Genomic DNA, 24,836 nt, shown 5'->3' with positions numbered 1-24,836 from the left:
GCTTTCCGATATCCGATATAATTGGGTGAACTTTATGGCAACTGCAGACCTGTTTCAAAATGTAACAGATATAAATTCAATTGTTCAAGCTTTGACAGCAATGGCTAATGCAAGTGATGTGTATTTCTTAGTAGTAATGGGGGTTCTTGTCTTTATGATGCAGTGGGGTTTTGCAATGCTTGAAGGAGGACAAGTTAGAAAGAAAAATGTTAATAATGTTATGATGAAAAACATGGTTGATTGGTTCATTGGTTGTGTTTCATGGTTATTTATTGGTGGAGTCCTCTGTGCTTCAATAAATCCAGCTGACTTCATAAGCTGGTGGGGCAAAATATTTAGTGCAGCACCATTCTTAGTAGATAATGGTATTGAATTAGCAAGCTGGTTCTTTGGTTTAGTATTTGCTGCAACAGCAGCAACAATTGTTTCTGGAGGAGTTGCAGAGAGAATTAAGTTTAGTGCTTATGTTTTAATCTCTTTGATAATCACAGCATTGGTATATCCTTTCTTTGTCTATTTAGGTCCTTGGGGAGCAGGAATTATAAATTGGCATGACTATGCAGGAAGTTTAATTGTCCATGGTTTAGGTGGATTCTTAGCATTAGGGGCTATTGCAGCTATTGGACCAAGAATTGGAAGATTCAAAGATGGAAAACCAGTTCCAATTTTAGGGCATAACATACCAATGGCAGTCTTTGGGGCATTAGCATTGGCAATTGGTTGGTATGGATTTAACGTAGGAAGTTCATTAGCATTAGGTGACATTAGTGGATTGGTTTGTGCAACAACAACTTTAGCAATGGCTGGAGGAGGAATTGGAGCATTAATAGCTTCAAAAAAAGATGTTCTCTTCACAGCAAATGGTATTGTTGCTGGTTTAGTAGCTATTTGTTCAGGAACTGATGTAGTTAGCCCAGTTGGTGGATTAATAATTGGATTAATTGCTGGGCTTCAAGTTCCAATAGTTTATAAACTTATTGAAAATGCAGGATTAGATGATGTCTGTGGTGTTGTTCCAGTCCATGGAACAGCAGGAGTTGTTGGGGCAATATTGGCAGGAATATTGGGAATGAAGGCATTAGGTGGAGCGGGAGAAGTTAGTTTAATAGATCAAATAATTGCATCAGTATTCTGTATAGTATATGGAACTGCGTTAGGTTATATAATTGCTAAAATAGCAGGAGTTATATGTGGTGGATTAAGAGTTAGTGAAGAAGATGAATTTATAGGGTTAGATTTAGCAGAACATAAAATGCCAGCTTACCCAGAGGAGGAAACATCAGTTGCTTAATTCTATAAAATAAAAAGATTAAAGGTGAAAATAATGAAAAAAATAGAGGCAATAATAAGACCTTCAAAATTGGAAGATGTGAAAAATGCATTGATTAAAGCAGGTTGTAGGGGTTTGACGGTTAGTGAAGTTAAAGGTAGAGGGGTTCAAGGAGGAGTAGTTGAGAGATATAGAGGGAGGGAGTATGTTGTAGATCTACTACCAAAGGTAAAAATAGAGATTGTTGTTGATGATGAATATGTTGATAAGATAGTCAATATAATCTGTGAGAATGCTAAAACTGGAGAATTTGGAGATGGAAAAATCTTTATTCTCCCTGTGGAAGAGGTTATAAGGATAAGAACTGGTGAGAGAGGAAGGGATGCTATATAATTAATAATTTTTATTTTATATGGTGTAGGTGTATGAGATATATGAAAATTATGGTACCTAAAAAATTTTTAAATACTGTTGAAGAAATACTAAAAAAGAATAATGCTTATTCAATCTCAATTATTGAACCTTTAAAATCATCAATTGAAAATGGGATAATAATAACATGTAATGCAAAAGCAAGAGATGCTGAGAAGATAGTTTTAGAATTAAAAAAGATGGGTTTAGGAGAAAAAGGATATGGAAGCATTACCATAATGCCAGCAAACATTACCTTCTCATGTAGGGAGGAAGGTTTAGCATCAACAAGCTTGTCTCCATTAGAACTTTATTATAAAGCAAAATCTATGGTAAAGATAACAAAAACACCAATAATTAAAGTTATATTAGCAAGTATTGTAGGAACTATTGGACTAATTGAGCATAATATCCCAGCATTAATTGGAGCTATGATTATTGCTCCTTTAGTAGATACAGTTATGGGAAGTGCTATAGGAACAGTTTTAGGTAATAAAGAACTTTTTATTGAAGGAATGAAAAAGGAGCTCTTATGTGTAGGAATTGTTACCTTATGTTCATTTTTTATGGGTTTATTTTTTGTTTCTAAAAGTTTGGTTTTAGAATATCTTTCAGGAGGTTCAATCTTATTAAGCTCAATAATTGCTATTATTTCTGGAATTTCTGGAGGAATGGGTATTGCTAGTGGAAAGGAGTATGAGATAATAGGAGTTACAATTGATGTCTCAATATTAATTCCCGCATTATTAATGGGGATTGCATTAGCTACTATGGATTTTAAGTTAATATATACCGCATTTATATTATTAATATTAAACATTATATTATTAGACATTGGAGGATATATTGGGTTGAAATATAAGATAAAAAACTAAAACTTAGCACCCGCCATCTGCGAACCCATTATTGGGAGCAGGTGGTGAAAAAAGACCCAAAGGCCTCCAAATTAGAATAATGGTGATATTAATGGAATTAAAATTTGTTCATACAATTTGTCCATACTGTGGGGTGGGTTGTGGGATAGATTTGATTGTAAAGGATGGGAAAGTTGTTGGAACTTACCCATTCAAAAGACATCCAATAAATGAGGGAAAAACTTGTATTAAGGGAAGCTATTGTTATGAATTTATCCATAGTAAAGACAGATTAAAAAAGCCACTAATTAATAAGAGTGGAGAGTTTGTTGAAGCCTCATGGAAAGAAGTATTGAATTTGATTGCAAATAGACTAATGGAGTATTCTTCAGAAGAGGTAGGGTTTTTTTCATCTGCAAGATGTACCAATGAAGATAATTATATTTTTCAAAAATTTGCAAGAGTAGTTGTAAAAACTAATAATATAGACCACTGTGCAAGACTTTGACATTCACCAACTGTTTTGGCTTTAAGGGAGGCCTTTGGGTCTGGTGCTATGACAAACTCAATTGAAGATATTGAAGATGCTAACTGTATATTTATAATTGGCTCTAACACTTTTGAACAACATCCTTTAATAGCAAGAAGAATAGTTAAGGCAAAAGAAAAAGGTGCTAAAATAATTGTAGTTGATCCAAGAAAAACAATAACTGCTAAAAATGCTGATTTGTTTTTACAAATAAATCCTGGAACTAATGTAGCCTTAATAAATGCAATGATGCATGTGATTATAAAAGAGGGGTTAATTGATGAGGAATTTATAAAAAATAGAACAAAAGGATTTGAAGGGTTAAAAAAAGTTGTGGAAAAATACCCTCCTGAATATGTTTCAAAAATCTGTGGAGTTCCTCCTGAGTTGATCATAGAGGCAGCAAAAATGTATGGAAGTGCTGATAGGGCATCAATAATTTACTGTATGGGGGTTACCCAATTTACATCAGGTGTAGATGGAGTAAAGGCATTATGTAATTTAGCAATGATAACTGGAAATGTAGGGAAAAGAGGAACTGGAGTTAATCCCCTTAGAGGGCAGAATAATGTTCAAGGAGCCTGTGATATGGGTGCTTTACCTGATGTATTTCCTGGTTATCAAAAAATAAATCTTGCTTACAAAAAATTTGAAGAATTTTGGGGTGTTGAATTAAATAATGAAATTGGGCTAACAATTCCTGAAATGATTGAAAAATCAGGAAAAGAGATAAAATGTCTTTACATAATGGGAGAAAATCCTATGGTATCAGATCCAAATGTCAAACATGTTGAACATGCTTTGAAATCATTAGATTTCTTAATAGTTCAAGACATATTTTTAACTGAAACTGCAGAACTTGCTGATGTGGTTCTTCCAGCAGCATGTTGGGCAGAGAAAGACGGAACATTTACAAACACTGAAAGGAGAGTGCAAAGAATAAGAAAGGCAGTAAATCCACCAGGAGAGGCAATGGAAGATTGGAGAATAATAAAAAAACTTGCAGAGAAGATGGGATATAAATTTAATTATAACTCTCCAAGGGAAATATTTGAAGAGATTAGGAAAGTAACTCCCCAATATGCAGGGATAACATATGACAGACTAGGAATTGATGGAATACAGTGGCCATGCAAAGATGAAAAAGACCCAGGAACTCCAATTTTATATACTGATAAATTTTTAACTTCAGATGGTTTAGGAGTGATACATCCAGTAGAATATAAAGACCCAATGGAGTTACCAGATAGAGAATATCCATTTATTTTAACAACTGGAAGGATAATATTTCATTATCACACAGGAACAATGACAAGAAGGAGTGAGCATATAATAAGAGAAATTAATGAAGGATATATAGAGATGAATTTAGAAGATGCTAAAAGATTGGGAATTAAAAACAATGAGTTAGTAAAGGTATCATCAAGAAGAGGGGAAGTTATTGTAAAAGTGAGGATTTCTAAGGATATTAAAGAAGGGGTTTTATTTATGCCATTTCACTTTGCAGAAACTAAAGCTAATATATTGACAAACAATATCTTAGATCTAAAAAGTAAGATTCCTGAACTTAAGTTATGTGCTGTTAGAGTTGAAAAAATATTATGAAATTTTGGTGAAATTTTGAGTAAATATGTATTAGCTAAAGCTACAAATGAAGAAATTTTGAAAAGGGCAGAATGTGGTGGAGCAGTTACAGCACTGTTTAAATATCTTTTAGATAAAAAGCTTGTTGATGGTGTTTTAACATTAAAAAAAGGGGAAGACATTTACGATGGAATTCCAGTGTTCATAACAAACTCAGAAGAGTTAATTGAAACTGCTGGTTCTTTACACTGCACTTCAACAAATTTTGGAAAGATAATAAAAAATTATTTTTTAGATAAGAAAATTGCAGTTTCAGTAAAACCTTGTGATGCCATGGCTATAAGAGAGTTAGCAAAGTTAAATCAAATAAATTTAGATAATATTTATATGATAGGCTTAAACTGTGGGGGAACTATAAATCCAATTAAAGCAATGAAAATGATAAAGTTGTTTTATAAAGTTGATCCAAAAGATGTTGTGAAAGAAGAGATTGATAAAGGGAAGTTTATCATTAAATTGAAAAATGGAAAATATAAAGCTATTAAAATAGATAAATTGGAGGAAAAAGGTTTTGGAAGAAGAAAAAATTGTCAAAGGTGTGAGTTAAAAATTCCAAGAAATGCTGATTTAGCATGTGGAAATTGGGGGGCAGAGAAGGGCTGGACTTTTATAGAGATTTGTTCAGAGAAAGGTAGAAATCTTGTTGAAAATGCTGAAAAAGATGGTTATATAAAAATTAAAGAACCATCTAAGAAAAACATTGAGATTAGGAAAAAGATAGAGGAGAATATGATTAAATTAGCTAAAATTTTTCAAAAGAGACATTTTGAAGAAAGCTATATAAGTATTGAAGAATGGCAAAAATATTGGAATAGATGTATTAAATGTTATGGATGTAGAGATGCTTGCCCAATATGTATTTGTAATAATTGTAAGTTAGAGTTTATTTCAGAAAATGGTAAAATTCCTCCAGACCCTGCAATATTTCATGGAATTAGATTATCGTGTGTATCAAAAAATTGTATAAACTGTGGACAGTGTGAAGATGTATGCCCAATGGAAATTCCTCTTGCATATATAACCCATAGAGTATATTTAAAGATTAAAAAAGCTCTTTATTTAGGATAAATTTTAGAACTTTTGGTATATTATAGATTAATTCATTAATTTGTGTATTTGGTTTTACATTAGAAATTTCCCCCAATATTCTATTTATTTTACATCCCAAAACACAGGCGTCTTTTGTTTTGTATCCACAATTTATTAAAGAGGAAATAATTCCTGTTAGAGTATCTCCTGTACCTCCAATGCATTCCATTGCCTCTATTTTTGGAGAATCTATTATTTCAGCAATATTTCCATCCTCAACTATATAATCTTTTTCTCCCTTAACAACCATATATTTTGGCATTTTTGATTTTCCATAAGCTCTTCTGATTAGTTCAGGTACTTCTTTATTATCTACTTCAGATATAAAACCTCTCACATAGGCAGGATGGGATGCCTTTTCATCTGCTAAAAATGCTAACTCACCAACATCAGGTAAAAATAAATGAAATTTATCCCCTATGTTTGCTGCTTTTGCTGCATACATTCCTCCAGCATCAGCAATAATCTTTGGAGAAAAATCAATTTCTTTTATATAAGATATTTTTGGTTTTATGTAATGTATTATAAGTAAATCATCATCAACTTCTTTCAATGCATCATAAATCTTTAAACTCCCATCCCCTTTTCCAATATCTCCAGCAGTTATAACATGAATATTATTCTCATCAAAATATTCTAATGTTTTTAAAACTGCTCCTATCAATGCACAAGTTCCCATAGATATTGGAAATTCTTTGTTATTTATAATTATTTTATTTCCTTTTAGTATTGGCTTCCCTTTTATTAACTCTAGTCCTTCTATTGGAATAGTCCCTGCTATAATCATACTATCAACCTTGATATAGTTTTATTATATATAATTTAAATATTTTTATATCTTATAAGTAATTTTGTAATACAAAAATTTTAATTATTCATATTTAATAATATAAAGGGGTATTATGGAAGATGTAAAAGAATGTATTAAAAAATATTGGGATATACGAAGTGAAAGCTATGACAATTCACCAGGACATTCCGGTTTGCCTGAGGTTTGGAGAAGTGTTTTATATGATATATTTGGAGATAAAAAGCTAAGAATCTTGGATGTAGGAACTGGAACTGGATTTTTAGCTATTCTGTTAGCTGAGTTAGGATATGAGGTTGTTGGCATTGATTTATCGGAGAGAATGTTGGAGAAAGCAAAAAACAAAGCTAATAAGAAAGGTTTAGATATTGAATTTATGATTGCTGATGCTGAAAATTTACCTTTTAATGATGAAGAGTTTGATGCAGTAATTAATAGGCATTTATTATGGACACTGCCAAATCCACATAGAGCAATAAATGAATGGAGTAGGGTTGTAAGAAAAGGAGGAAAAGTTGTTGTTATTGATGGTAGATGGAAAGAGGAAACTCTTGAGGAAAAGATTAGAAAAGCTATTGGGCAGGTAGCAATAATAATATATGAGAGAAGAAATCCTTGGAAAAATATGGATATTTATGAAAAGAAAGGAATCAATAAAAAACTCCCATTTTATGGAGGTTCAAACCCAGAAGATGTTATAAACCTATTTAAAAGAGCAAATTTGTCAAATATCTCTGTAAGAGATCTTAAATGGATTAGAGAGAAGCTAAATAAAAATGTCCCTCTTCTATATAGAATAGCTTGGAAAAATAAATCATATTTTCTTGTTGAAGGATATAAAATTTAAATCTTAATTTTAATTTAAATTCTAACCTAATATCTAATCAAAATTTATTTTTTAAATTTATCAATTCTTTTGCCTTTTCAAATGCCTTATTTAAAGTATAGGCACATAATGTATACCCCAAACTTTTTGGAGTCTCATCCTCTTTAATATCCTTAATATTTTTTCCCTTTAATTTTAATGCCAAATATGGCACATCTGGACATCCGCCGCCAGAGATATTTACAATATTCCCTTCTTTATCAATTGTTATCTTCATATTTCCACATCTTACCATAATAAATCCATCAATTTCTTTAATTTTTATTAATTCAAGAGGTTTTAAGGAATAATCATTTAAAGGGATGAATTTTAATGGATTAATATTATTTTTTTCTAATTCTCTCTTAATTCCCAATTCATCTACCAAATCATACTCTAATGCTAAATCACAACCTTCTCTTATCTCATAAGGAGGAGCCACCACTCTAACATTATAATTCTTTAAAATACTTTCTGCTTTCATTGCATCTTTAACACTTTTAAAAATTATCAATCCCCTACCTTCAAATTCTTTTTCTTCATTACCTTTCTTTCTAAGTAATTTTTTTATTTTCTTTAAGATCATAAATTTCCCCAAAAGATTATAACAGTATTGCCTTAACGATAGGAACTACAACGGTGTGGAACAATACTGCTCCAACAGCAAGTCCTAATATGTATGCAATCGCCGTCTTATTCCCCTCTGCTGCCATAACATAGTTTCTCAATGGACAACCCCCTTGGATAACTGAGAAAAATCCAACTCCAAATCCACCAATAATAGCAACTATTAAATGTCCAACTAAACTTCCTGCTTTACCTAATGGGTCTCCTGGGATTGGGGTAAAGCCTTTTACAGCAATCCATGGGAAGAATGGAATTTTACTCATAGCACTAAATATTATATAACCTAATAATGCTCCACCAAAAAACCCAAAGAGACCTTTAATTAACCATGTATCTCTTATTAAATAAAAGTCTCTCATCCCTCCAATAAAACACATTCTTGCTCTTTGAAATAAATAACCTAAAAGGATTCCAAATATGAATGTTCCAATTGCATGCAAGTATTCCATCTATCACCACCTTAAACATTTCTTTTTAAATAGACTTCACTTGCCACAATTACACCAGTAAACATTGCTATTAAACTTATCAATGCAATAACATCTCCATAGGCTGTTCTTATTGTTTCCCTCAATGGACATCCACCCATCAACAACGCAAATATCACAACCAAAACTCCCAAAACAAAACCAACTATTGGATTGTGTGTTTGTTTTATCTTAAACTCCTTATGAACATTAGCTGCGATAAATGCTCCAATAAAAATACCAACAACAGTTAAAACTGGAAAAACCTTTGAAACTGGAGCCATTGGTAAAGTTGTACCAAAAATTGCATTTACAATCCAATTGACCAAATCTCTTGTGTGGCAGGCGATACAAATCCCATACGCTGGTGGTGGAGATACCTTAAAAAACGCCTGCAACAGCGCAGCGGAGAAACCTCCTATAAGACCAGCAACTAATGGAGAAATTCTCATACGCCCTCACCTATTAGAATTTTTAATAGCATTTTTGTCTAAATCATTTTATTTTTCTTCAAAAAATGATATATATAGTTTGTTGTTTAAGAAGTTTAATCAATATAAAGTTATTAAAAAAATTAATAACAATTAGAAAATTAAAAAAGAAAAATAAAAACAAATAATAACATAACAAAAAGAAAAAAGAAAAAAACCTAAAAATTTAAATCATTTCAATAAATGCCTCTAATCTTGTTTTTAATTGCTCTTTATCACTTTCAGAGTAATCTGTCTCAATCCTAATAACTGGAATGCCTTCTTTTTTAAGTTCTTCCTCAACTCTTGTCCCCTCTACATTGAAAGTGTGGCAATACTGCAATGTGTAGTAAACAACCCCGTCAGCATTCAACTCTTTAACCAATCTTTTGATGTTCTCTATCCTCTCATCGTTGTGGAACATGCATGCGCATGGGATTTTTAAGTATCTCTCTGCTATACCCTCAATAGTTGGTTCTTCAACTAAATTCTCAAAGAATCTTGTTCCAGTACAACTTTCCTCACCAACAACAACCCCACCAACTTCCTCAATTAACTCAACAATTTTTGTGTTTCCAGCAACCATTGGGCAACCACTTATTAATATCCTTTTACCTTCATAACCTTCTCCTTTTTTGACTCTCTCTTCTAACTCTTTAACTAACTCCTCCAAAATTTCTATTGTATCATCAATATCCAACAAATAAGCAAATTGGAACAATTTTAAAGCATCAAGACCTTTTATTGGTGTTGGTTTGTTTGCTCTTAACTCATATAATTTGTAGAAAAGTTTTCTCATTTTGTTTACTTTTTCAACACTCTCTTTTAATTTTTCTTCATCAATTTTATTACCTGTTTCCTTTTCAACTAACTCTTTTAATTTTTTAACCTCTTCAACCCATAATTCCTTTGCTTTTTCTGTTTTCATGTATGGAAGGAGCATAACATGCATTTTAACCATTCTTTCCAATAACTCAAACATCTTTTTCTTACCGTCGCATGTTGTTTCCCCAATAATCACATCTGCTGCCTCAAAGTATGGGCATGATTTTGCCTTTTTAAATCCATAAGATGATTTTATCAATGGACAGAGATTTCTTGGTAAATCCTCCTCTGCAATTGGAACTGTGTCATTTTTACCTCCACACAAGCCAACTGGAATAGCATCAGCTGCCAATATTAATTCAATTGGAACAAATGCACAGAACATACCAAACACTTTCTTTCCTTCTTCTTTTTGTTTGTAGAGTTGTTCTTTCCTATTTGCAAATTTTTCCATGAGTTTTTTTATTGCATTTAGCTCCATCATATCACCTTAGTTATTAGATTTTTTAATAACATATCTTCAAAAATCATCAAATTTCTTTAAAATGTAAGTGTATAAAAACATTTTTATTTAAAATTTTAATAATAATTAGGTGATTAGAGTTTTTAATAGTATCGAATACAAAAAAGAAAATTCTACATCAACAATCTTTCTAATTCTTTTAAAAATTTGTTGTATTCATTCATATTTACTGGAAAATCAATTTTCTTCAAATCTATATGCTCATTCTCTAACATTTTTAAAAATTCCTCCATTAAAATACCTCTTCCATCTATTAATCCTTCTTTTGTTACAGTTTTAAAAATCCCACATGTCGGAGACCCTTCTATTCCAATTAAAATAAATTTAAATCCTTCTTTACTATATTCTCTCAAATATTTGATTGTTGATTTTAAAATTTCCCTACAAAGCTCCCTATATTCCTCAGTATCATATTCCTCCTTTGTTTTTCCTACCCTATCTATCCCCAAATATAGCATTTCTGGGCATGGGAGTTGAATTATAGCATAATTTTTCTTTAAAAGCAATTCAACAACATCATTAAACGCCCCTTCTGCCCTCTCTAAGCCGTTAACAACACTATTTTGATTTAATATGCAGTGAGCTACAATTGCAATTTTCTTTCCTTTCATCTTCCCACCAAGATTCTAAAAGATTAAAGATTTTAAAAGCCCTTCAATATAGCACCAACACAGCAAACAATTTGCGGTTCTTTTGGAATTAAGATACTTTTATTTAACTTTTTCTTTAAAATTTCTGCTAAAACCCTATTCTTTGCAACTCCTCCACTGAAAACAATATTACTTATCCCTAATTTATTTACCATTGGGACAATTCTATTGCATATGCTCTCATAAACCCCCATTAAAATATCTTCTTTTGGTGTTTTTTTAGCTAATAAGGAGATAATTTCACTCTCTGCAAAGACAGCACACATGGATGAGATTTTAGCAACATTATTTGATCTATATTTATTTATGTCATCCTCAATCTTCAAAATCTCTATACATTTCTCCAAAAACTTCCCAGTTCCTGCTGCACATTTATCAGATAGGATAAAATCTACAACATTTCCATTTTTATCTATCTTTATAACCTTGCTATCTTGCCCACCAATATCAACAACTCCATCAGCTTCCCTGAAAAAATAATTTGCTCCTCTTCCTAATGCAATAACTTCTGGAACAATTTTGTCTGCAAAAGTTATTTTGTGTCTTCCATAACCAGTAGCAACTACTTTATTGATATTATATTCTTTCTCAAACTCATTAACCATCTTTAAAATATCCTCCTCCTCAACAACAACTCCTATATTTTCTATTTTATAATCAACTATTTTTTTATTATCCATTAGAACCATTTTTGTTGTTGTTGAGCCAACATCTATACCTAGAATCATTATTTCACCAAATAGTATTATTACAACAGATATTATTAAATTTTTCTATTAGGATTTTAGAAATCTTAATATCTCAAATAAATATAAAATTAATTAATAATAAAAATATTTTTCAAAGTTTACAAGGATTGAAATTATGAAAAAAGTAGTTGTAGGAGGAACATTTGATGTTCTACATAAAGGCCATAAAGAACTTTTAAAGTTTGCTTCTAAACTGGGAAAATTGATTATTGGGATAACTTCTGATGATTTTGCTAAAAAATATAAAAAACATGAAATAAATAGTTTAGACATTAGATTAAGAAATTTGAAGAAATTCTTAGATGAGATTAAAGCAGATTATGAAATTAAAATAATTAATGATCCTTTTGGAGATGCTATTTATAATGACTATGATATTATAGTTGTTACTGAAGAAACACTAAATAATGCAAAAAAAATTAATGAAATTAGAGAAAAAAATGGTTTAAAGCCATTGAAAATTATAGTGTTTGATTATGTTTTAGCTGAAAATGGAAAACCTATATCAACAACAAGAATTAGAAAAGGGGAAATTGACACAGAAGGGAGAAGATTATGGAAACAGTATTAATTATTATCTCTTTAGTTTTAATAGGATATATTTTAAAATTTTTTAATATTCTGAAAGAGAGTGATAGAAGGATTTTAAATAATATTGTTATCTACATTGCTATGCCATCAACTATTTTTCTATCCATTTTAAAAAACTTATCTAAGTCAGAAGTTATTATTTTTTTAAAATTACCTATAGCCTTATTTTTTTCTTTTTTAATGTGTGGAATTATTTCATATTTTTTAGGAAAATTTTTAAACTTGGATAATAAAAAGCTTGGTAGTCTAATTCTTATTTCTATGCTAGGAAATACTGGATTTTTAGGATATCCAGTTGTATTAAACTTATTTGGAGATGAAGGGTTAGTAAGAGCTATTTTTTGTGATCTTGGTTCTGTTTTTATAACAATGCTTGTAGGAAGCTATGTAGGGGTAAAATTTGGAAAAGGTGGGAGGAATGTTATAAGAGAAGTTTTAACCTTTCCCCCATTGATAACAGCCATATTTTCTATAATATTGGTTTTATTCAATTTTAAGCTTACTTATTTGCCAAATTTCCTATTAAAGACAATAAATTATCTATCCTCAACAACTGTGCCACTAATTATGTTATCTCTTGGAATATCCCTCTCCCCAAATGCTATGAGATTTGGAATATTTTTTGGTATTTTAGCTTCAATATTTAGATTTCTTATAGCCCCTGCATTCTCATTGTCAATTTCTGAGTTATTAAATATAAAAGGGTTGGAAAGAGATGTTCTATTAGTGGAAAGTTCTATGCCTTCAGCAATGATGAGTTTAGTTTTAGGTAGTTTATATGATTTGGATGTTAAGATAATATCTTCAGCTATTTTTATAACTACAGTTTTATCATTATTCATAATAGCTTTGTGGGAGTTGATATTATGAAATATCTTGTTCTTATCGTTGATATGGATGATGATTTAGGTAGAAAGGCAGGAATAAAGACACCTATTTTAGGTAGAGAGGATAATATAAAGGCTTTAATAAAATTAGGTATTGCTGATCCTGGGGATAGTGATGTTAATGCTATTTTAGGAGGAATAAAGATTTATGATGAATTAAAAGCTGAAAATAAAGATGTAGAGATAGCTACTATATCTGGATATAAAGATGTTGAGTCAGAAAAATGTGCTTTAAAAGTGAAGGAGCAGTTAGATTTTTTGATCTATATGTACAATCCTAATTTTATCTATTTAATTTCTGATGGTAAAGAGGATGAGGTTATAGTTAAATACTTAGAGGGCAAGGATATTTTTATTTGGAAAAAGAGAATTGTTGTAAAGCAGAGTGAAACTTTAGAATCAACATATTATTTAATTCAAGAATTTATAAAAAAGACTATGGAAGAGTATATACCATTAATATTAACTTTTGTAGGATTTTCACTATTATTATATGCTATTTTTGCTGATATTGGTTGGAGATTGGTTATTGGTTTGATAGGGTTGTATATTTTATCAGAAGGTCTTGGAGTTAAAAATATAATATTTAAAAAAATTAAAGAAGGTAAAGAACTATCATTTGGAAGGGTATTTCCCATCTCTATTATTATAGTTATATTTATATTAACTATAGGGGGTGTATATACAGTTAGCAATTTACATGCAACAGCAATAAATGGATATGTAGGAGAATTCTTATTAAACTACTCTAATATATTACTCTTTTCTCTTATAGTCTTATTAGTAGGAAAATTTATTGACACTATTATTCATACAAATGAAGACATACTTGAGATATTAAAAAAATACTTCTTCTACTTAATATGTATATTTATAGTTAGAGAACTTCTACTTTCTGGTGGAGAATTTTTAATGAGAAAATTGGATTTTACAGGATTTGCTATTAGAATAATCATTTACATTTTAGTTATAATGATATTGTCAATAATACTATTTGTGAAGGTTGAAGAATGATATCAATAGTTGGATATAAAGATAAAGTAGTAGAATTAAAATTGGATGATGATTTTAAAGATTATAAAATAGTTTGGATAGATTGTTACAATCCTAAAGATGATGAGTTATACAAATTATCTAAAAAAGTAAATATTCCAATTAATGATTTAAAAGTAGGGTTAGATGAGCAAGAGTTTCCAAGATTGGAAGAAGAGGAAGATTATTATTTAATTATTTATAAAGCTCCACTATATGAGGAAGATATTATAACAACATCTTTAGGGATATTTATTAAAGGTAATATTATATTAACAATGCACACAGATAAGATAAAGGCCATTGGGAGATTATTTAATATTGTTATTACAAAAAAGCCAAAAATTATATTTGAAAAGGGTATAGGTTTTTTATTATACAATATTTTAAATGAAATTACAAGAGGGTATTCAAGAATTATATTAGGGTTAGAAGATGAATTGGAAAAATTAGAAGATTATTTAACAACAGGGTATAATAGGGAAATGATTGAAGAGATCTTAAGTTTAAGAAAAACATTGGTTTATTTCCACAAATCTTTAATGGCTAATAGAGATGTACTTATACAGTTGAAAAGAAGATTACTGCCAATAACTACAAAAGAGGATAGGGAGAATTTTGAGGATCTCTATTATGACACTTTGCAGCTGATAGATACATTATCAACATATAGAGAGGTTTTAACTTCTATGATGGACATATCCCTATCATTAGAAAATATGAAGATGAATCAAATAATGAAAATTTTAACAATGGTAACAACTATATTTGCCATTCCTATGTGGATAACTGGGATATATGGAATGAACTTTGAATATCTCCCTTTATCAGACAATCCCTATGGTTTTTGGTTGGTATTAACACTTATGATAATGCTAATAATGTTATTTACATACATATTTAAAAGAGCAGGGTGGATTTGAATGATAATATGGCCTGCATATATAGATAAAAATAAAACTAGAAAAGAAGGAAGAAGAGTTCCAAAAAATTTAGCTATTGAAAATCCTAACTTAAAAGATATTGAAAAAGCTTTAAAAAAATTAGGTCTTGAGGGAAAGATAATAAGAGATAAAAGATATCCTAGACAACATTGGGAAGTTTGTGGATGTATTGAGTTAGATTATAAAGGAAATAAATTAAAGCTATTAAAAGAAATATGTAAAATAATTAAAAATTATTGAGGCTTTTCCATTAATCTCTTCTTACTTAAAACCCTACCATCTCTTGCATGAGGTTTTCTACTAACAGCATCATTAGCTTTTTCTAGTTCTCTAGCTTCATCTATTAACTTAGCAGCATACCTTAACATCTCATGTGCAGATGCCACTATTGGTATATATTTTTCAGCTTCTTTTACCATAAAACAGCCTTTAACATCTATATCTCCAACTTTTTCAGCAATAACAAAAGCTGCCATTGCTTTAGCTTTAGCATATGGATTTGTGAATTCCATAGCTTCAACAGCCTTCTCTTCATCAATAATTAATTTTGGTAATTCTGGTTCTTTGCCTTCTTTTATTTCAGATATAACCTTATCAATAGCCATTTGAACAGCTCTTAAAGCCCCTGTCCCTGCCAAAACTTTTATTATATCAGAGTTGAAGAATCCTACTTCTGTTGGATCTAAAAATTCTCTCCTTGCTCCAATCATTGAATCACATTTCACTATTATATAACCTAAACCAGCTTCAGCTATTTTATCTTTAATCTTTATTCCTGGGGCATCTCCAATAATTATGGATGGTATTTTACACTCTTTTAACAACTCAATAGCCTTTTTAGGTCCTGGGGCTGAAGGATTTGGGCCAATATATATAATTAAATTTGGATTTTCTTCAATAGCTTTTTTTGTTACTTCTTCAACAGATTCTGGATCCATCTTAGGTCCACTACCAAACACTCTGATGATTATATCTTCTCTATCTGCCCTCTCATCTAATGATAAATCAATCATTGGAGACATCCCTATATTTCCACATTTTATTATAGCTATTTTTATCATTGTACATCACCAAAATAATATTATTAGCTTTTAGTGTATTTAATGTTTATTATTATTTTTTCACATAAGATGGAAAATAAAGTTTAAAAAGTTTTAATAATAATTATTTTAGAAATAATTTTTAAGGGTGAGATGATGAAGTTTTTTTTAGATACTGCAAATATAAATGAGATAAAGAAATATGCAGAGCTTGGATTGATAGATGGTGTTACTACAAATCCTACACTTGTAGCAAAGGAAAAAAGAGAGTTTAAAGAATTAATAAAAGAGATATGTTCTATTGTAGATGGGCCTGTTAGTGCTGAGGTTATATCAACTGATGCTGAAGGTATGATAAAAGAAGCAGAAGAGCTGAGCAAGATAGCTGACAATATTGTTGTAAAGATCCCAATGACAAGAGATGGTTTAAAGGCTGTTAAGGTTTTGTCAGAGGAGGGAATAGATACTAATGTAACATTAGTCTTTTCTCCATTACAAGCTTTATTAGCAGCAAAAGCAGGAGCTACTTATGTATCTCCATTTATTGGTAGATTAGATGATATTGGACATGTAGGAATGGGTTTAGTTGAAGATGTGGTTTTAATATTTAATAACTATGGAATAGAAACAGAAGTTATAGTTTCTTCTATAAGACATCCATGGCATGTATTGGAAGCTGCTAAAATTGGAGCAGATATAGCCACAATACCTCCATCAGTTATGGAAAAGCTATTTAATCATCCACTAACAGACATAGGTTTAGAAAGATTCTTAAAAGACTGGGAGGAATATAAGAGAGTTATTAAAGGTGATTAAATGGAAAAATTAATAATGCTTCCTGGGCCTACCAAGATACCTTCAGAAGTTTTATTAGCTATGGCAAAACCAATTATTGGTCATAGAACAAAAGATTTTGGTGAGTTATTAGAAGACACTATAGAGAAGTTAAAAAAAGTGTTTATTACTGACAATGACACCTTTATAGTAACTGGTTCTGGAACAGCAGCAATGGATATGGCTATATCTAATGTTATTAATAAAGGAGATAAAGTTTTAACAATTATTACTGGTGTTTTTGGGGAAAGATTTGCTAAGATAGTGGAAACATATGGAGGAGAAGTTGTAAAGTTAGAAGTAGAATATGGAGATATGGCAGATGCTAAAGTAGTTAAAGAAATTCTAGATGAGAATGAGGATATAAAAGCTGTTACTGTTGTTCATAATGAAACATCTACTGGAGCAAGAAATGATATTGAAGCTATTGGTAAAGTTGTGAAAGATTATGATGCTATATATATAGTTGATACAATATCATCCTTAGGAGGGGATTATGTTAATGTAGATAAATTTAATATTGATATTTGTGTAACAGGTTCTCAAAAATGTTTAGCTGCCCCTCCGGGATTAGCTGCAATTACAGTTAGTGAAAAAGCATGGGAAGTTATTGAGAAAAATACACCAAAAAACTTTTACTTAAATCTTAAAGAATATAAAAACTATTATTATGAAAAAAAGCAAACACCTTATACCCCAGCAGTTAATTTAGTTTTTGCACTAAATAAAGCATTAGAATTATTGTTAGAAGAGGGTTTAGAGAATAGAGTAAGAAGACATGAGAATTTAGCTAAGATAGTAAGAAAAGGATTAGAGAACTTAAATATTGAACTATTTGCTAAAGAGAGAGCAAGATCAATAACAGTAACATCTGCTAAATATCCTGAGGGTATAGATGATAAGGAGTTTAGGGGTATATTAGATAAGAAATACAATATTGTTATAGCTGGTGGACAAAGACATTTATCAGGGAAGATATTCAGAATTGGACACATGGGTGTTTGTGAAGAGAAAGATGTTTATGCTACTCTCTCATGTATTGAATTGACATTAAAAGAGCTTGGTTATCTCTGATTTTTATTATATTCTTTTACAATTTCAATTAACAACTCTCCCAACTCTTTATTAAACTTTGTTTGGATTTTACTAAAATGTTCTAATGATATTGCTAATCCCTTTAATCCTTTAATATCATGTACAATCTTCTCTTGTTCTTGGGTTATAGAATCTAATTTATTACTTATATTAATGATTTTATCAATATCGTTTCCTAACATTTCAGATCCTGATCTTATCTTGTCTATTACATCAAGAACTTCTTTAAGATTTTCTAAATTTGATAAAACTTGATTATTGAATTTTTTTATCTTTTTAGCAAGTTCCATAGTCTTATTAGACATTCTTCTAACTTCATCAGCTACTACAGCAAAACCTTTTCCATATTCTTTGGCTCTTTCAGCCTCAATTGTAGCATTTAAAGCTAGTAAGTTAGTGAATTTAGCCACTTCTTCAATTGAGTTAGTTATATCAGAAATGTATCTCAAATTTTCAACAAGTTGATTAAATTCTGATGCAAACTTTTCCATCTTTTTAAAAAAAGGTAAAAAATCATCCCTAAAAGTTTCAAGATCTTTAACAATTTCTGACAATTTCTCTATATTTGTCATTATTTCAGCATTGTTTTCTAAGAATTTTCCACTAATTTCTTCTGCTAATTCATTTATTATTTTTGAATTCTCTTTACTACCTGCTTCTAATCTAACAGCATCTGAAAGAATACTTGATGATTTTTTTATTATCTCATCATTCATAAAATCACCAAGATATTATTTCATAACTTCAACACCACATTTTAAGCTATCTAAAAATCTAAAAAACTTTGGAACATCTTTTTTCTGGATTATTCCCCCATGTTGTGGTAAAATAGCCTCAATATCTAAGCCTCTAACTCTATTTAACCAATTCTTTATAGCTAAACTTGTAGGCATTAATCTCTCATGTATGGGTCTCATAGCTTCTATATGCTTTTCAATATCTTCAACAACTAAGATGGGTTTTTCTGGTAGAGCTATCCCTATATCTCCAGTAAATAGAAACTTACTTCTCCTATCATATATTGAAAAATGACCTGGACTGTGTAGAAAATGGGCAGGAATGAATTCTAAGGTTGTTGATCCAAATTTTAAAGTTTCTCCTTCATCAGGTAAGGGATATGCTACAGTATCAACATCTTCAAATCCGAAGTGTGGTAAAAATCTTATCCAAAGCCATGATGTAACAAGCTTTGCATTTGTTATTGATCTCCATAAAGGAACACTTCCTGCAACATCAGGATCTTGATGACACATATAAATATAATCAATATTCTTTGGATTTATATATTTTGATATATTTGACAATACTTTTGGGAAGATATTATATCCTCCAGGATCTACTAAGAATCCTCTACCTTTATTAACAATTAAATAACTTATAACATCCACATCTCCTTTTCCAGAGCCTAAAGTTCCAAGATATATAACCTTATGTTCTTTATCTCTATACAATATATGATCTTTTTTAGGATCTAATCCAGGTTTTATAAAATATTCTCCATCCATAATTTATCCCCCAAAACCTCTAATTCCCCATTGTTTAATACATATATTTTAAAACCTTTTTTTACTTTTCTATTTTCAATATAATCTTTAAGTTTTTTATTTATTAATTCTATTATTTGTAAGGTGTTATATTTCACTTTAATATTCTTTTTATCAGCTTCACTAAAAACAATATTGGGGATATTTATAACATCAGTTCCTTCTTTGATATCTATCTCTACTGGAGCTAAAATCATTCTATATATCTTTATTGTATTATATGCCTTCCTTATATTCTCCTTAGCTCTCTTTTCTATCATACTCACATTAGCCCTACTAGTACCTAGCATTTTAGCTATCTCCTCTTGAGTGTATCCTTTATATCTAAGTTTTAAAACTTTAATTTGAGTCTCTGTTAGAAATGATTCCATTTTATCACCATTATCATAAAAATTTTAATATTATAACTAAATATTTTATAAAGGTGATTCATATGGAGATTGGAGATGTTGTAAGAATAGAGACAGATAAAGGGGTTTTTGAAGGACTTTTATTACCTTCAATAGATGAGAATGTTATAACTCTTAAGTTAAAAAATGGATATAATATAGGAATATTAAAAGAGAATATAAAGAATGTGAGAGTAATTAAAAAAGGAGAAAAACCAAAATATGAGCTTCCACCATTAAATATAGAGAAGAAACATAAAAAAACAGTGTCTATTTTATCTACAGGAGGTACAGTTGCTTCAAAGGTTGATTACTCAACTGGAGCTGTTCATCCCTCTTTTACAGCTGATGATTTAATAAGAGCTGTTCCTGAAATAGCTGATATAGCAAATATAGAAGGGAGAGCTATTTTAAATATATTAAGCGAAAATATGAAGCCAAAATATTGGATTAAAATTGCTGAAGAAATAAAAAAAGAGGCAAAAAGGGCTGATGGAATTGTTATAACTCATGGAACAGATACAATGAATTATACTGCAGCAGCTCTATCATTTATGGTCAATGCTGATTTTCCTATTATCTTAACTGGTGCCCAAAGAAGTAGTGATAGGCCATCATCTGATGCATATTTAAACTTACTATCTTCTGTTATTGCAGCAAAAGAAAATATAAAAGGAGTTTTTGTTGTTATGCATGAAACTTCTGATGATAAATACTGCCTATTACATAGGGGAGTTAAGGTTAGAAAGTGTCACAGTTCAAGAAGAGATGCATTTTTATCAATAAATAGCCTTCCTATTGCTAAGATAGATCCATTTAGTAAGAATATTATATACTTACAAGAGGTTGAAAGATCAGAAGGTAGTAAAAAAGTAGAAATTAATACTAAATTAGAAGAAAAAGTAGCATTAATAAAGGTTTATCCAGGAATGGATGGAGAGATTATAAGATATTATGTAGATAAGGGTTATAAAGGAATTGTTTTAGAAGGTACAGGATTAGGGCATGCTCCTGAATATGTGTTTGATGACATAAAATATGCTATTGATAATGATGTTGTTGTAATCATGACTACTCAAACAATAAATGGTAGAGTGAATATGAATGTTTATTCCAATGGTAGAAAGCTTTTAAACTTAGGTGTTATTGGATGTGAAGATATGTTACCAGAAGTAGCATATGTCAAATTAATGTATTTATTAGCAAATTATAGCTTAGAAGATGTAAAAAAACTAATAAATAAAAATATGGTTGGAGAAATAAATTATAGAAGTGACTTTAAAGCTTATGGTGGGAATTATGGATTATAATGAGATAGGATTAAAAGTAGGGTTAGAGATCCATCAGCAGTTAAACACAGAAAGAAAATTGTTCTGTCACTGTCCTACAGAATTAACAAATGAGGTTAAAGGTGAAGTGGAAAGGATATTGAGAGCAACATTAAGTGAACTTGGAGAGATAGATAGAGCAGCATTATTGGAGATGAGAAAGGGTAAGAAGTTTATTTATCAATATAACAACTCTTCTTGTCTTGTTGAGTTAGATGAAGAACCTCCACACATGCCATCTGAAGAAGCTTTAAAGATAGCCTTACAAATAGCTATGTTATTAAACATGAAAACAGTTGATGTTGCTTATGTTATGAGAAAGATTGTTATAGATGGGTCTAATCCTTCTGGATTTCAAAGAACAATATTCTTAGCCTATGATGGATATGTAGAAACTGAAGATGGGAAAGTTAGAATAGAAAGTTTGTGTTTGGAAGAAGATGCAGCAAGAAAGGTTGAAGAGAGAGGAGATAAAGTAGTTTATAACTTAGACAGGTTAGGAATTCCTTTAGTTGAAATATCAACAGCTCCAGATATAAATTCTCCTAAGATGGCTAGAGAAACTGCTAAAAGAATTGGAGAGATTTTAAGAATGTGTAAGGTTAAAAGAGGTATTGGAACAATAAGGCAGGATATTAATATTTCTATAAAGGATGGAGCAAGAGTAGAGATAAAAGGAGTTTCAGAACTTTATCTAATAGAGAAAGTTGTAGAATATGAAGTTTTAAGACAGTTGAATTTGTTAAAGATAAGGGATGAGTTAAAAGAAAGAAATGCTGAAGTTATAGAAGAGATTTATGATGTAACTGATATATTTAAAAACTGTAATTCTAAGATTATAAAAAGAGCTTTAAAAGATGGAAAAGTTAAAGCTATTGTTTTAAAGAAATTTGGAGGTTTAGTTGGAAAAGAGATACAGCCAGGTAGAAGACTTGGAACAGAATTTGCAGATAGGGCTAAGGTTATAGCAGGAGTTTCTGGAATAATACATACAGATGAATTACCAAAATATGGAATAACTGAAGAAGATGTTAAAAGATTAAGGGAGTTTTTAAAAGTTGATGAAGATGATGCTATTGTATTGGTAGCTGATAAGGAAGAGAAAGCTAATAAAGCCTTACAAGCTGTAATTGAGAGGGCTAAAGAAGCTTTAATAGGAGTTCCAGAAGAGACCAGAAAAGCTAATGAAGATGGAACAACTTCTTATTTAAGACCACTACCTGGAAAGGCTAGAATGTATCCTGAAACTGATATACCACCAATATTTATAAAAGATATTGAAGTTGAACGGCCAGAGTTACCTGAAGAGAAGATAGAGAGATTTAAGAGAGAATATATGTTAAGTGATGAGCTTGCTAAAAAAATGGTGTTTTCTTATTATGTTGATTTATTTGAGGAACTATGTAAAAGATTCAAAAATATTAAACCTACTTTGATAGCAAAAACCTTAGAAGAGAGTTTAAAAGAAATTAAAAGAGAAGGATATAATATTGAAAATATTAAAAAACAACATTTATATTCTCTATTTGATGCTCTTTCTAGTGGTAAGTTAGCTAAAGAGGGTATAATTGAAGTTTTAAAAGGATTTTGTGAAATGCCTGATAAAGATATAGATGAAATCTTAGAGATTAAAGGATTGAAAGGATTGAGTAGAGAAGAGGTGGAAAAGATAGTAGAAGAGATTATTAATGAAAATATCAATATTATTAAAGAGAAAAAAGATAAAGCTCTTGGGTATTTAATGGGAAGATGTATGGCAAAATTAAGAGGAAAAGCTGATGGAAAAATGGTGAATGAGATATTAAAAGAAAAAATAAGGAATATTTTATGAATAATATTTACCATTTACATATGAATCTGAAATAATTATATTAGTATGTTTTCCTTTATTACTTATCTCTAAATGTTCAATATATGAGTTTTTAATAACCAAACTTGACTTACTAATCATATTTTCAATTTCTAAATATTTAATATTTGAACTTTCTATGATCAGAGATGAATTACCATTTATTCTATTAAAGTATGATCTATTTATATTACAATTCTTAATTAAAACTTCACTGTTTCCAACACCAGCTTTACTATTACTATTTAATAAATTTATTTTTATCCCATTTATTTCAAAGTATGCATTACCATTCTCTTCATACACTAACTTCTCAATCTCTTTTATGTTTCCTAACCAAAGTTCTCCATTACCAACTACTGATGATGATGCTGTATAAACATTACCTAATAGGTTTAATTTTATAATATCTTTACCTTTTATCAATCTTGGTATGCTATCTGAATAGCTTGCATTTTTAATAATGTCTTTAGTTAATATAGCTTTACCATTACCTACAATTCTTAACTCAAAATAATCAATATTAATATTAGATGAGATCTCCTCTGTGGTACCTTGGTTCTCATTATTTATATTTCTATTCTCTATTATTGAATTTATTATAATTACTTTACCATAATTATGCTTTATATTTAATTTTTTAATATGGGAGTTTTTGATTATTAAACATCCTCCACTATTTATAATATTTACATTTAATTCATCAATATTAGAGTTTGTAATGTTTAAGATTCCGTTTATAGCGTTATTAACATTTAAATTATTAACATATGATCTTTCAATATTAACCAGTCCTTTACTATTTATATTGTCAATGATAGATTTATATATATGAGAGTTTATAATATTTAGTTTATAATTTATACTGTTGAAATTTGCTGATATTATGGTGATGTCCTTAATTATTGCTAATAAATTATCGCTATTTACGATTAAATCTAAACTTTCTATTTCATTTAGGTTACCTATTTTTAAACTACCTCCTGAATTTATATTTGTTCCATCAGAATGTATTGTACCATTAGCATTATAAATCGATTTATTATCAATAGTTCCAGGCAATTTTCCATTTATCCATGAACCATTTTCCAAAACATCTTTAGTTAGTAATAATTCACTTTCAGCATTAACAATTATTTTTAATCTACTAGCCTTACCAAATGTTTGGTTTTCTTCTTTAGAGCTTTCATTAATTGTTTGATTTTCTTCAGAACTTACATTTTTTGTTGGAATAGTTATAGATATATTAGAACCTGTAGGTACAATAGGAGATTTTAAAGTTTTATTAGGTACAAATAGTGCATAACTAACTTCTTTAACATACTCAGTAGAGTTTGCTAACTGAGAGTTTGGTATTTTAGTGAACTGATAAGTTAATATTGCTCCTGAAAGAATAATTATAGAGGTTAATAGGATTAACTCTAATGATAGTTGTCCTCTCATATTAATCACCAACTTTTTGTAATATATATATTATAATGTTTAAATTATATATAATTTAGTTTAACAAATTGGATGTGAA

At 29.8% G+C, this 24,836-nt stretch carries 27 protein-coding genes; 15 read left to right on the top strand and 12 right to left on the bottom strand.

All coding sequences use genetic code 11. The annotated features are described in order from the left end of the window. Nucleotides 1-34: 34 nt before the first annotated feature. From METVI_RS0101305 to METVI_RS0101280, 5 genes are all read left to right on the top strand, one after another. Nucleotides 35-1,291, top strand: coding sequence for an ammonium transporter (locus METVI_RS0101305; RefSeq protein ID WP_004592704.1), 1,257 nt, complete (start codon nucleotides 35-37; stop codon nucleotides 1,289-1,291). A gap of 33 nt (nucleotides 1,292-1,324) precedes the next feature. Continuing rightward, nucleotides 1,325-1,663 carry a P-II family nitrogen regulator gene (locus METVI_RS0101300; RefSeq protein ID WP_017980946.1) on the top strand — a complete coding sequence of 113 codons (339 nt, stop codon included), beginning with the start codon at nucleotides 1,325-1,327 and terminating at the stop codon, nucleotides 1,661-1,663. A 32-nt stretch (nucleotides 1,664-1,695) separates the two neighbouring features. After that, entirely contained in the window at nucleotides 1,696-2,556 is an 861-nt protein-coding gene (locus tag METVI_RS0101295) for a TIGR00341 family protein (protein ID WP_004590199.1), read from the top strand. Between the two features lie 91 nt (nucleotides 2,557-2,647). Further along, nucleotides 2,648-4,669 carry a formate dehydrogenase subunit alpha gene (gene fdhF, locus METVI_RS0101285; RefSeq protein ID WP_081604661.1) on the top strand — a complete coding sequence of 674 codons (2,022 nt, stop codon included), beginning with the start codon at nucleotides 2,648-2,650 and terminating at the stop codon, nucleotides 4,667-4,669. Between the two features lie 15 nt (nucleotides 4,670-4,684). Then, nucleotides 4,685-5,776, top strand: coding sequence for a Coenzyme F420 hydrogenase/dehydrogenase, beta subunit C-terminal domain (locus METVI_RS0101280; RefSeq protein WP_004590197.1), 1,092 nt, complete (start codon nucleotides 4,685-4,687; stop codon nucleotides 5,774-5,776). Here METVI_RS0101280 and METVI_RS0101275 read toward each other — a convergent pair. Then, nucleotides 5,751-6,584, bottom strand: coding sequence for an NAD(P)H-hydrate dehydratase (locus METVI_RS0101275; protein WP_004590195.1), 834 nt, complete (start codon nucleotides 6,582-6,584; stop codon nucleotides 5,751-5,753). The genes METVI_RS0101280 and METVI_RS0101275 overlap by 26 nt on opposite strands. A gap of 115 nt (nucleotides 6,585-6,699) precedes the next feature. Between METVI_RS0101275 and METVI_RS0101270 the strand changes: the two genes are divergently transcribed. Next, on the top strand, nucleotides 6,700-7,452 hold the full coding sequence (locus METVI_RS0101270) for a class I SAM-dependent methyltransferase (RefSeq protein ID WP_004590193.1): 753 nt from the start codon (nucleotides 6,700-6,702) through the stop codon (nucleotides 7,450-7,452). A gap of 37 nt (nucleotides 7,453-7,489) precedes the next feature. On the opposite strand, the gene METVI_RS0101265 is transcribed toward METVI_RS0101270, so the two are convergent. The 6 genes from METVI_RS0101265 to METVI_RS0101240 all read right to left on the bottom strand — a co-directional run bounded on the left by METVI_RS0101265 (nucleotide 7,490) and on the right by METVI_RS0101240 (nucleotide 11,760). After that, nucleotides 7,490-8,056 carry a DUF3343 domain-containing protein gene (locus METVI_RS0101265; protein ID WP_004590191.1) on the bottom strand — a complete coding sequence of 189 codons (567 nt, stop codon included), beginning with the start codon at nucleotides 8,054-8,056 and terminating at the stop codon, nucleotides 7,490-7,492. Between the two features lie 16 nt (nucleotides 8,057-8,072). Next, nucleotides 8,073-8,546: a YeeE/YedE thiosulfate transporter family protein gene (locus tag METVI_RS0101260; protein ID WP_004590189.1), complete on the bottom strand. Its 474-nt coding sequence runs from the start codon at nucleotides 8,544-8,546 to the stop codon at nucleotides 8,073-8,075. Nucleotides 8,547-8,557: 11 nt separating this feature from the next. Continuing rightward, complete coding sequence (locus METVI_RS0101255) at nucleotides 8,558-9,016, bottom strand: YeeE/YedE family protein (RefSeq protein WP_004590187.1); 459 nt, start codon at nucleotides 9,014-9,016, stop codon at nucleotides 8,558-8,560. Nucleotides 9,017-9,221: 205 nt separating this feature from the next. After that, on the bottom strand, nucleotides 9,222-10,343 hold the full coding sequence (locus METVI_RS0101250; protein WP_026152846.1) for a double-cubane-cluster-containing anaerobic reductase: 1,122 nt from the start codon (nucleotides 10,341-10,343) through the stop codon (nucleotides 9,222-9,224). A gap of 152 nt (nucleotides 10,344-10,495) precedes the next feature. After that, nucleotides 10,496-10,993 (bottom strand): CD3072 family TudS-related putative desulfidase, encoded by a 498-nt coding sequence (locus tag METVI_RS0101245; RefSeq protein ID WP_004590183.1) that lies wholly within the window; start codon nucleotides 10,991-10,993, stop codon nucleotides 10,496-10,498. A 32-nt stretch (nucleotides 10,994-11,025) separates the two neighbouring features. Further along, entirely contained in the window at nucleotides 11,026-11,760 is a 735-nt protein-coding gene (locus tag METVI_RS0101240) for an acyl-CoA dehydratase activase (RefSeq protein ID WP_004590181.1), read from the bottom strand. 136 nt (nucleotides 11,761-11,896) lie between these two features. Here METVI_RS0101240 and METVI_RS0101235 point away from each other — a divergent pair, with 136 nt between their 5' ends. From METVI_RS0101235 to METVI_RS0101215, 5 genes are read left to right on the top strand one after another with little or no spacing between them, the layout of a single operon-like run. After that, the gene (locus METVI_RS0101235; RefSeq protein ID WP_004590179.1) at nucleotides 11,897-12,352 is read left to right on the top strand and encodes a phosphopantetheine adenylyltransferase; all 456 of its coding nucleotides are present in this window, start codon (nucleotides 11,897-11,899) and stop codon (nucleotides 12,350-12,352) included. After that, complete coding sequence (locus tag METVI_RS0101230) at nucleotides 12,337-13,242, top strand: AEC family transporter (protein ID WP_004590177.1); 906 nt, start codon at nucleotides 12,337-12,339, stop codon at nucleotides 13,240-13,242. Before METVI_RS0101235 ends, METVI_RS0101230 begins: the two co-directional genes overlap by 16 nt. Further along, nucleotides 13,239-14,273, top strand: a complete 1,035-nt coding sequence (locus tag METVI_RS0101225) for a DUF373 family protein (protein ID WP_004590175.1) — start codon at nucleotides 13,239-13,241, stop codon at nucleotides 14,271-14,273. The genes METVI_RS0101230 and METVI_RS0101225 overlap by 4 nt, the downstream gene beginning before the upstream one ends. Continuing rightward, entirely contained in the window at nucleotides 14,270-15,214 is a 945-nt protein-coding gene (corA, locus tag METVI_RS0101220) for a magnesium/cobalt transporter CorA (protein WP_004590168.1), read from the top strand. The genes METVI_RS0101225 and corA overlap by 4 nt, the downstream gene beginning before the upstream one ends. Next, nucleotides 15,215-15,475, top strand: coding sequence for a signal recognition particle subunit SRP19/SEC65 family protein (locus tag METVI_RS0101215; RefSeq protein WP_004590166.1), 261 nt, complete (start codon nucleotides 15,215-15,217; stop codon nucleotides 15,473-15,475). It abuts the gene before it with no gap. Here METVI_RS0101215 and METVI_RS0101210 read toward each other — a convergent pair. Then, nucleotides 15,469-16,296, bottom strand: a complete 828-nt coding sequence (locus tag METVI_RS0101210) for a F420-dependent methylenetetrahydromethanopterin dehydrogenase (RefSeq protein WP_004590164.1) — start codon at nucleotides 16,294-16,296, stop codon at nucleotides 15,469-15,471. The two genes, METVI_RS0101215 and METVI_RS0101210, sit on opposite strands and share 7 nt — an antisense overlap. Nucleotides 16,297-16,431: 135 nt before the next feature. Between METVI_RS0101210 and fsa the strand changes: the two genes are divergently transcribed. Together fsa and METVI_RS0101200 are read left to right on the top strand one after the other, a co-directional pair. Beyond that, nucleotides 16,432-17,091 (top strand): fructose-6-phosphate aldolase, encoded by a 660-nt coding sequence (gene fsa / locus METVI_RS0101205; protein ID WP_004590162.1) that lies wholly within the window; start codon nucleotides 16,432-16,434, stop codon nucleotides 17,089-17,091. After that, nucleotides 17,092-18,183, top strand: coding sequence for a pyridoxal-phosphate-dependent aminotransferase family protein (locus METVI_RS0101200; RefSeq protein ID WP_017980943.1), 1,092 nt, complete (start codon nucleotides 17,092-17,094; stop codon nucleotides 18,181-18,183). Here the strand turns inward: METVI_RS0101200 and METVI_RS0101195 are convergent. Genes METVI_RS0101195 through METVI_RS07125 form a run of 3 tightly spaced genes read right to left on the bottom strand, consistent with a single transcriptional unit; the run spans nucleotide 18,174 to nucleotide 20,119 of the window. Then, nucleotides 18,174-18,920: a methyl-accepting chemotaxis protein gene (locus tag METVI_RS0101195; protein WP_017980942.1), complete on the bottom strand. Its 747-nt coding sequence runs from the start codon at nucleotides 18,918-18,920 to the stop codon at nucleotides 18,174-18,176. The two genes, METVI_RS0101200 and METVI_RS0101195, sit on opposite strands and share 10 nt — an antisense overlap. Nucleotides 18,921-18,935: 15 nt before the next feature. Beyond that, nucleotides 18,936-19,709, bottom strand: coding sequence for an oxygen-binding di-iron domain-containing protein (locus METVI_RS0101190; protein WP_004590156.1), 774 nt, complete (start codon nucleotides 19,707-19,709; stop codon nucleotides 18,936-18,938). After that, nucleotides 19,688-20,119, bottom strand: coding sequence for a Tfx family DNA-binding protein (locus METVI_RS07125; protein ID WP_017980941.1), 432 nt, complete (start codon nucleotides 20,117-20,119; stop codon nucleotides 19,688-19,690). Before METVI_RS07125 ends, METVI_RS0101190 begins: the two co-directional genes overlap by 22 nt. A 62-nt stretch (nucleotides 20,120-20,181) precedes the next feature. On the opposite strand from METVI_RS07125, the gene gatD reads away from it, so the two are divergent. Both gatD and gatE read left to right on the top strand, forming a co-directional pair. Next, the gene (gatD, locus tag METVI_RS0101180) at nucleotides 20,182-21,447 is read left to right on the top strand and encodes a Glu-tRNA(Gln) amidotransferase subunit GatD (RefSeq protein ID WP_004590153.1); all 1,266 of its coding nucleotides are present in this window, start codon (nucleotides 20,182-20,184) and stop codon (nucleotides 21,445-21,447) included. Continuing rightward, the gene (gene gatE / locus METVI_RS0101175; RefSeq protein WP_004590152.1) at nucleotides 21,437-23,296 is read left to right on the top strand and encodes a Glu-tRNA(Gln) amidotransferase subunit GatE; all 1,860 of its coding nucleotides are present in this window, start codon (nucleotides 21,437-21,439) and stop codon (nucleotides 23,294-23,296) included. The genes gatD and gatE overlap by 11 nt, the downstream gene beginning before the upstream one ends. Here gatE and METVI_RS0101170 read toward each other — a convergent pair. After that, entirely contained in the window at nucleotides 23,291-24,757 is a 1,467-nt protein-coding gene (locus METVI_RS0101170; protein ID WP_004590149.1) for a hypothetical protein, read from the bottom strand. The genes gatE and METVI_RS0101170 overlap by 6 nt on opposite strands. Nucleotides 24,758-24,836: the final 79 nt, after the last annotated feature.

This window comes from Methanocaldococcus villosus KIN24-T80, assembly GCF_000371805.1.
Taxonomy (GTDB): domain Archaea; phylum AGJL01; class Methanococci; order Methanococcales; family Methanocaldococcaceae; genus Methanocaldococcus; species Methanocaldococcus villosus.
This window is presented reverse-complemented; position numbering and strand designations above follow the sequence as displayed.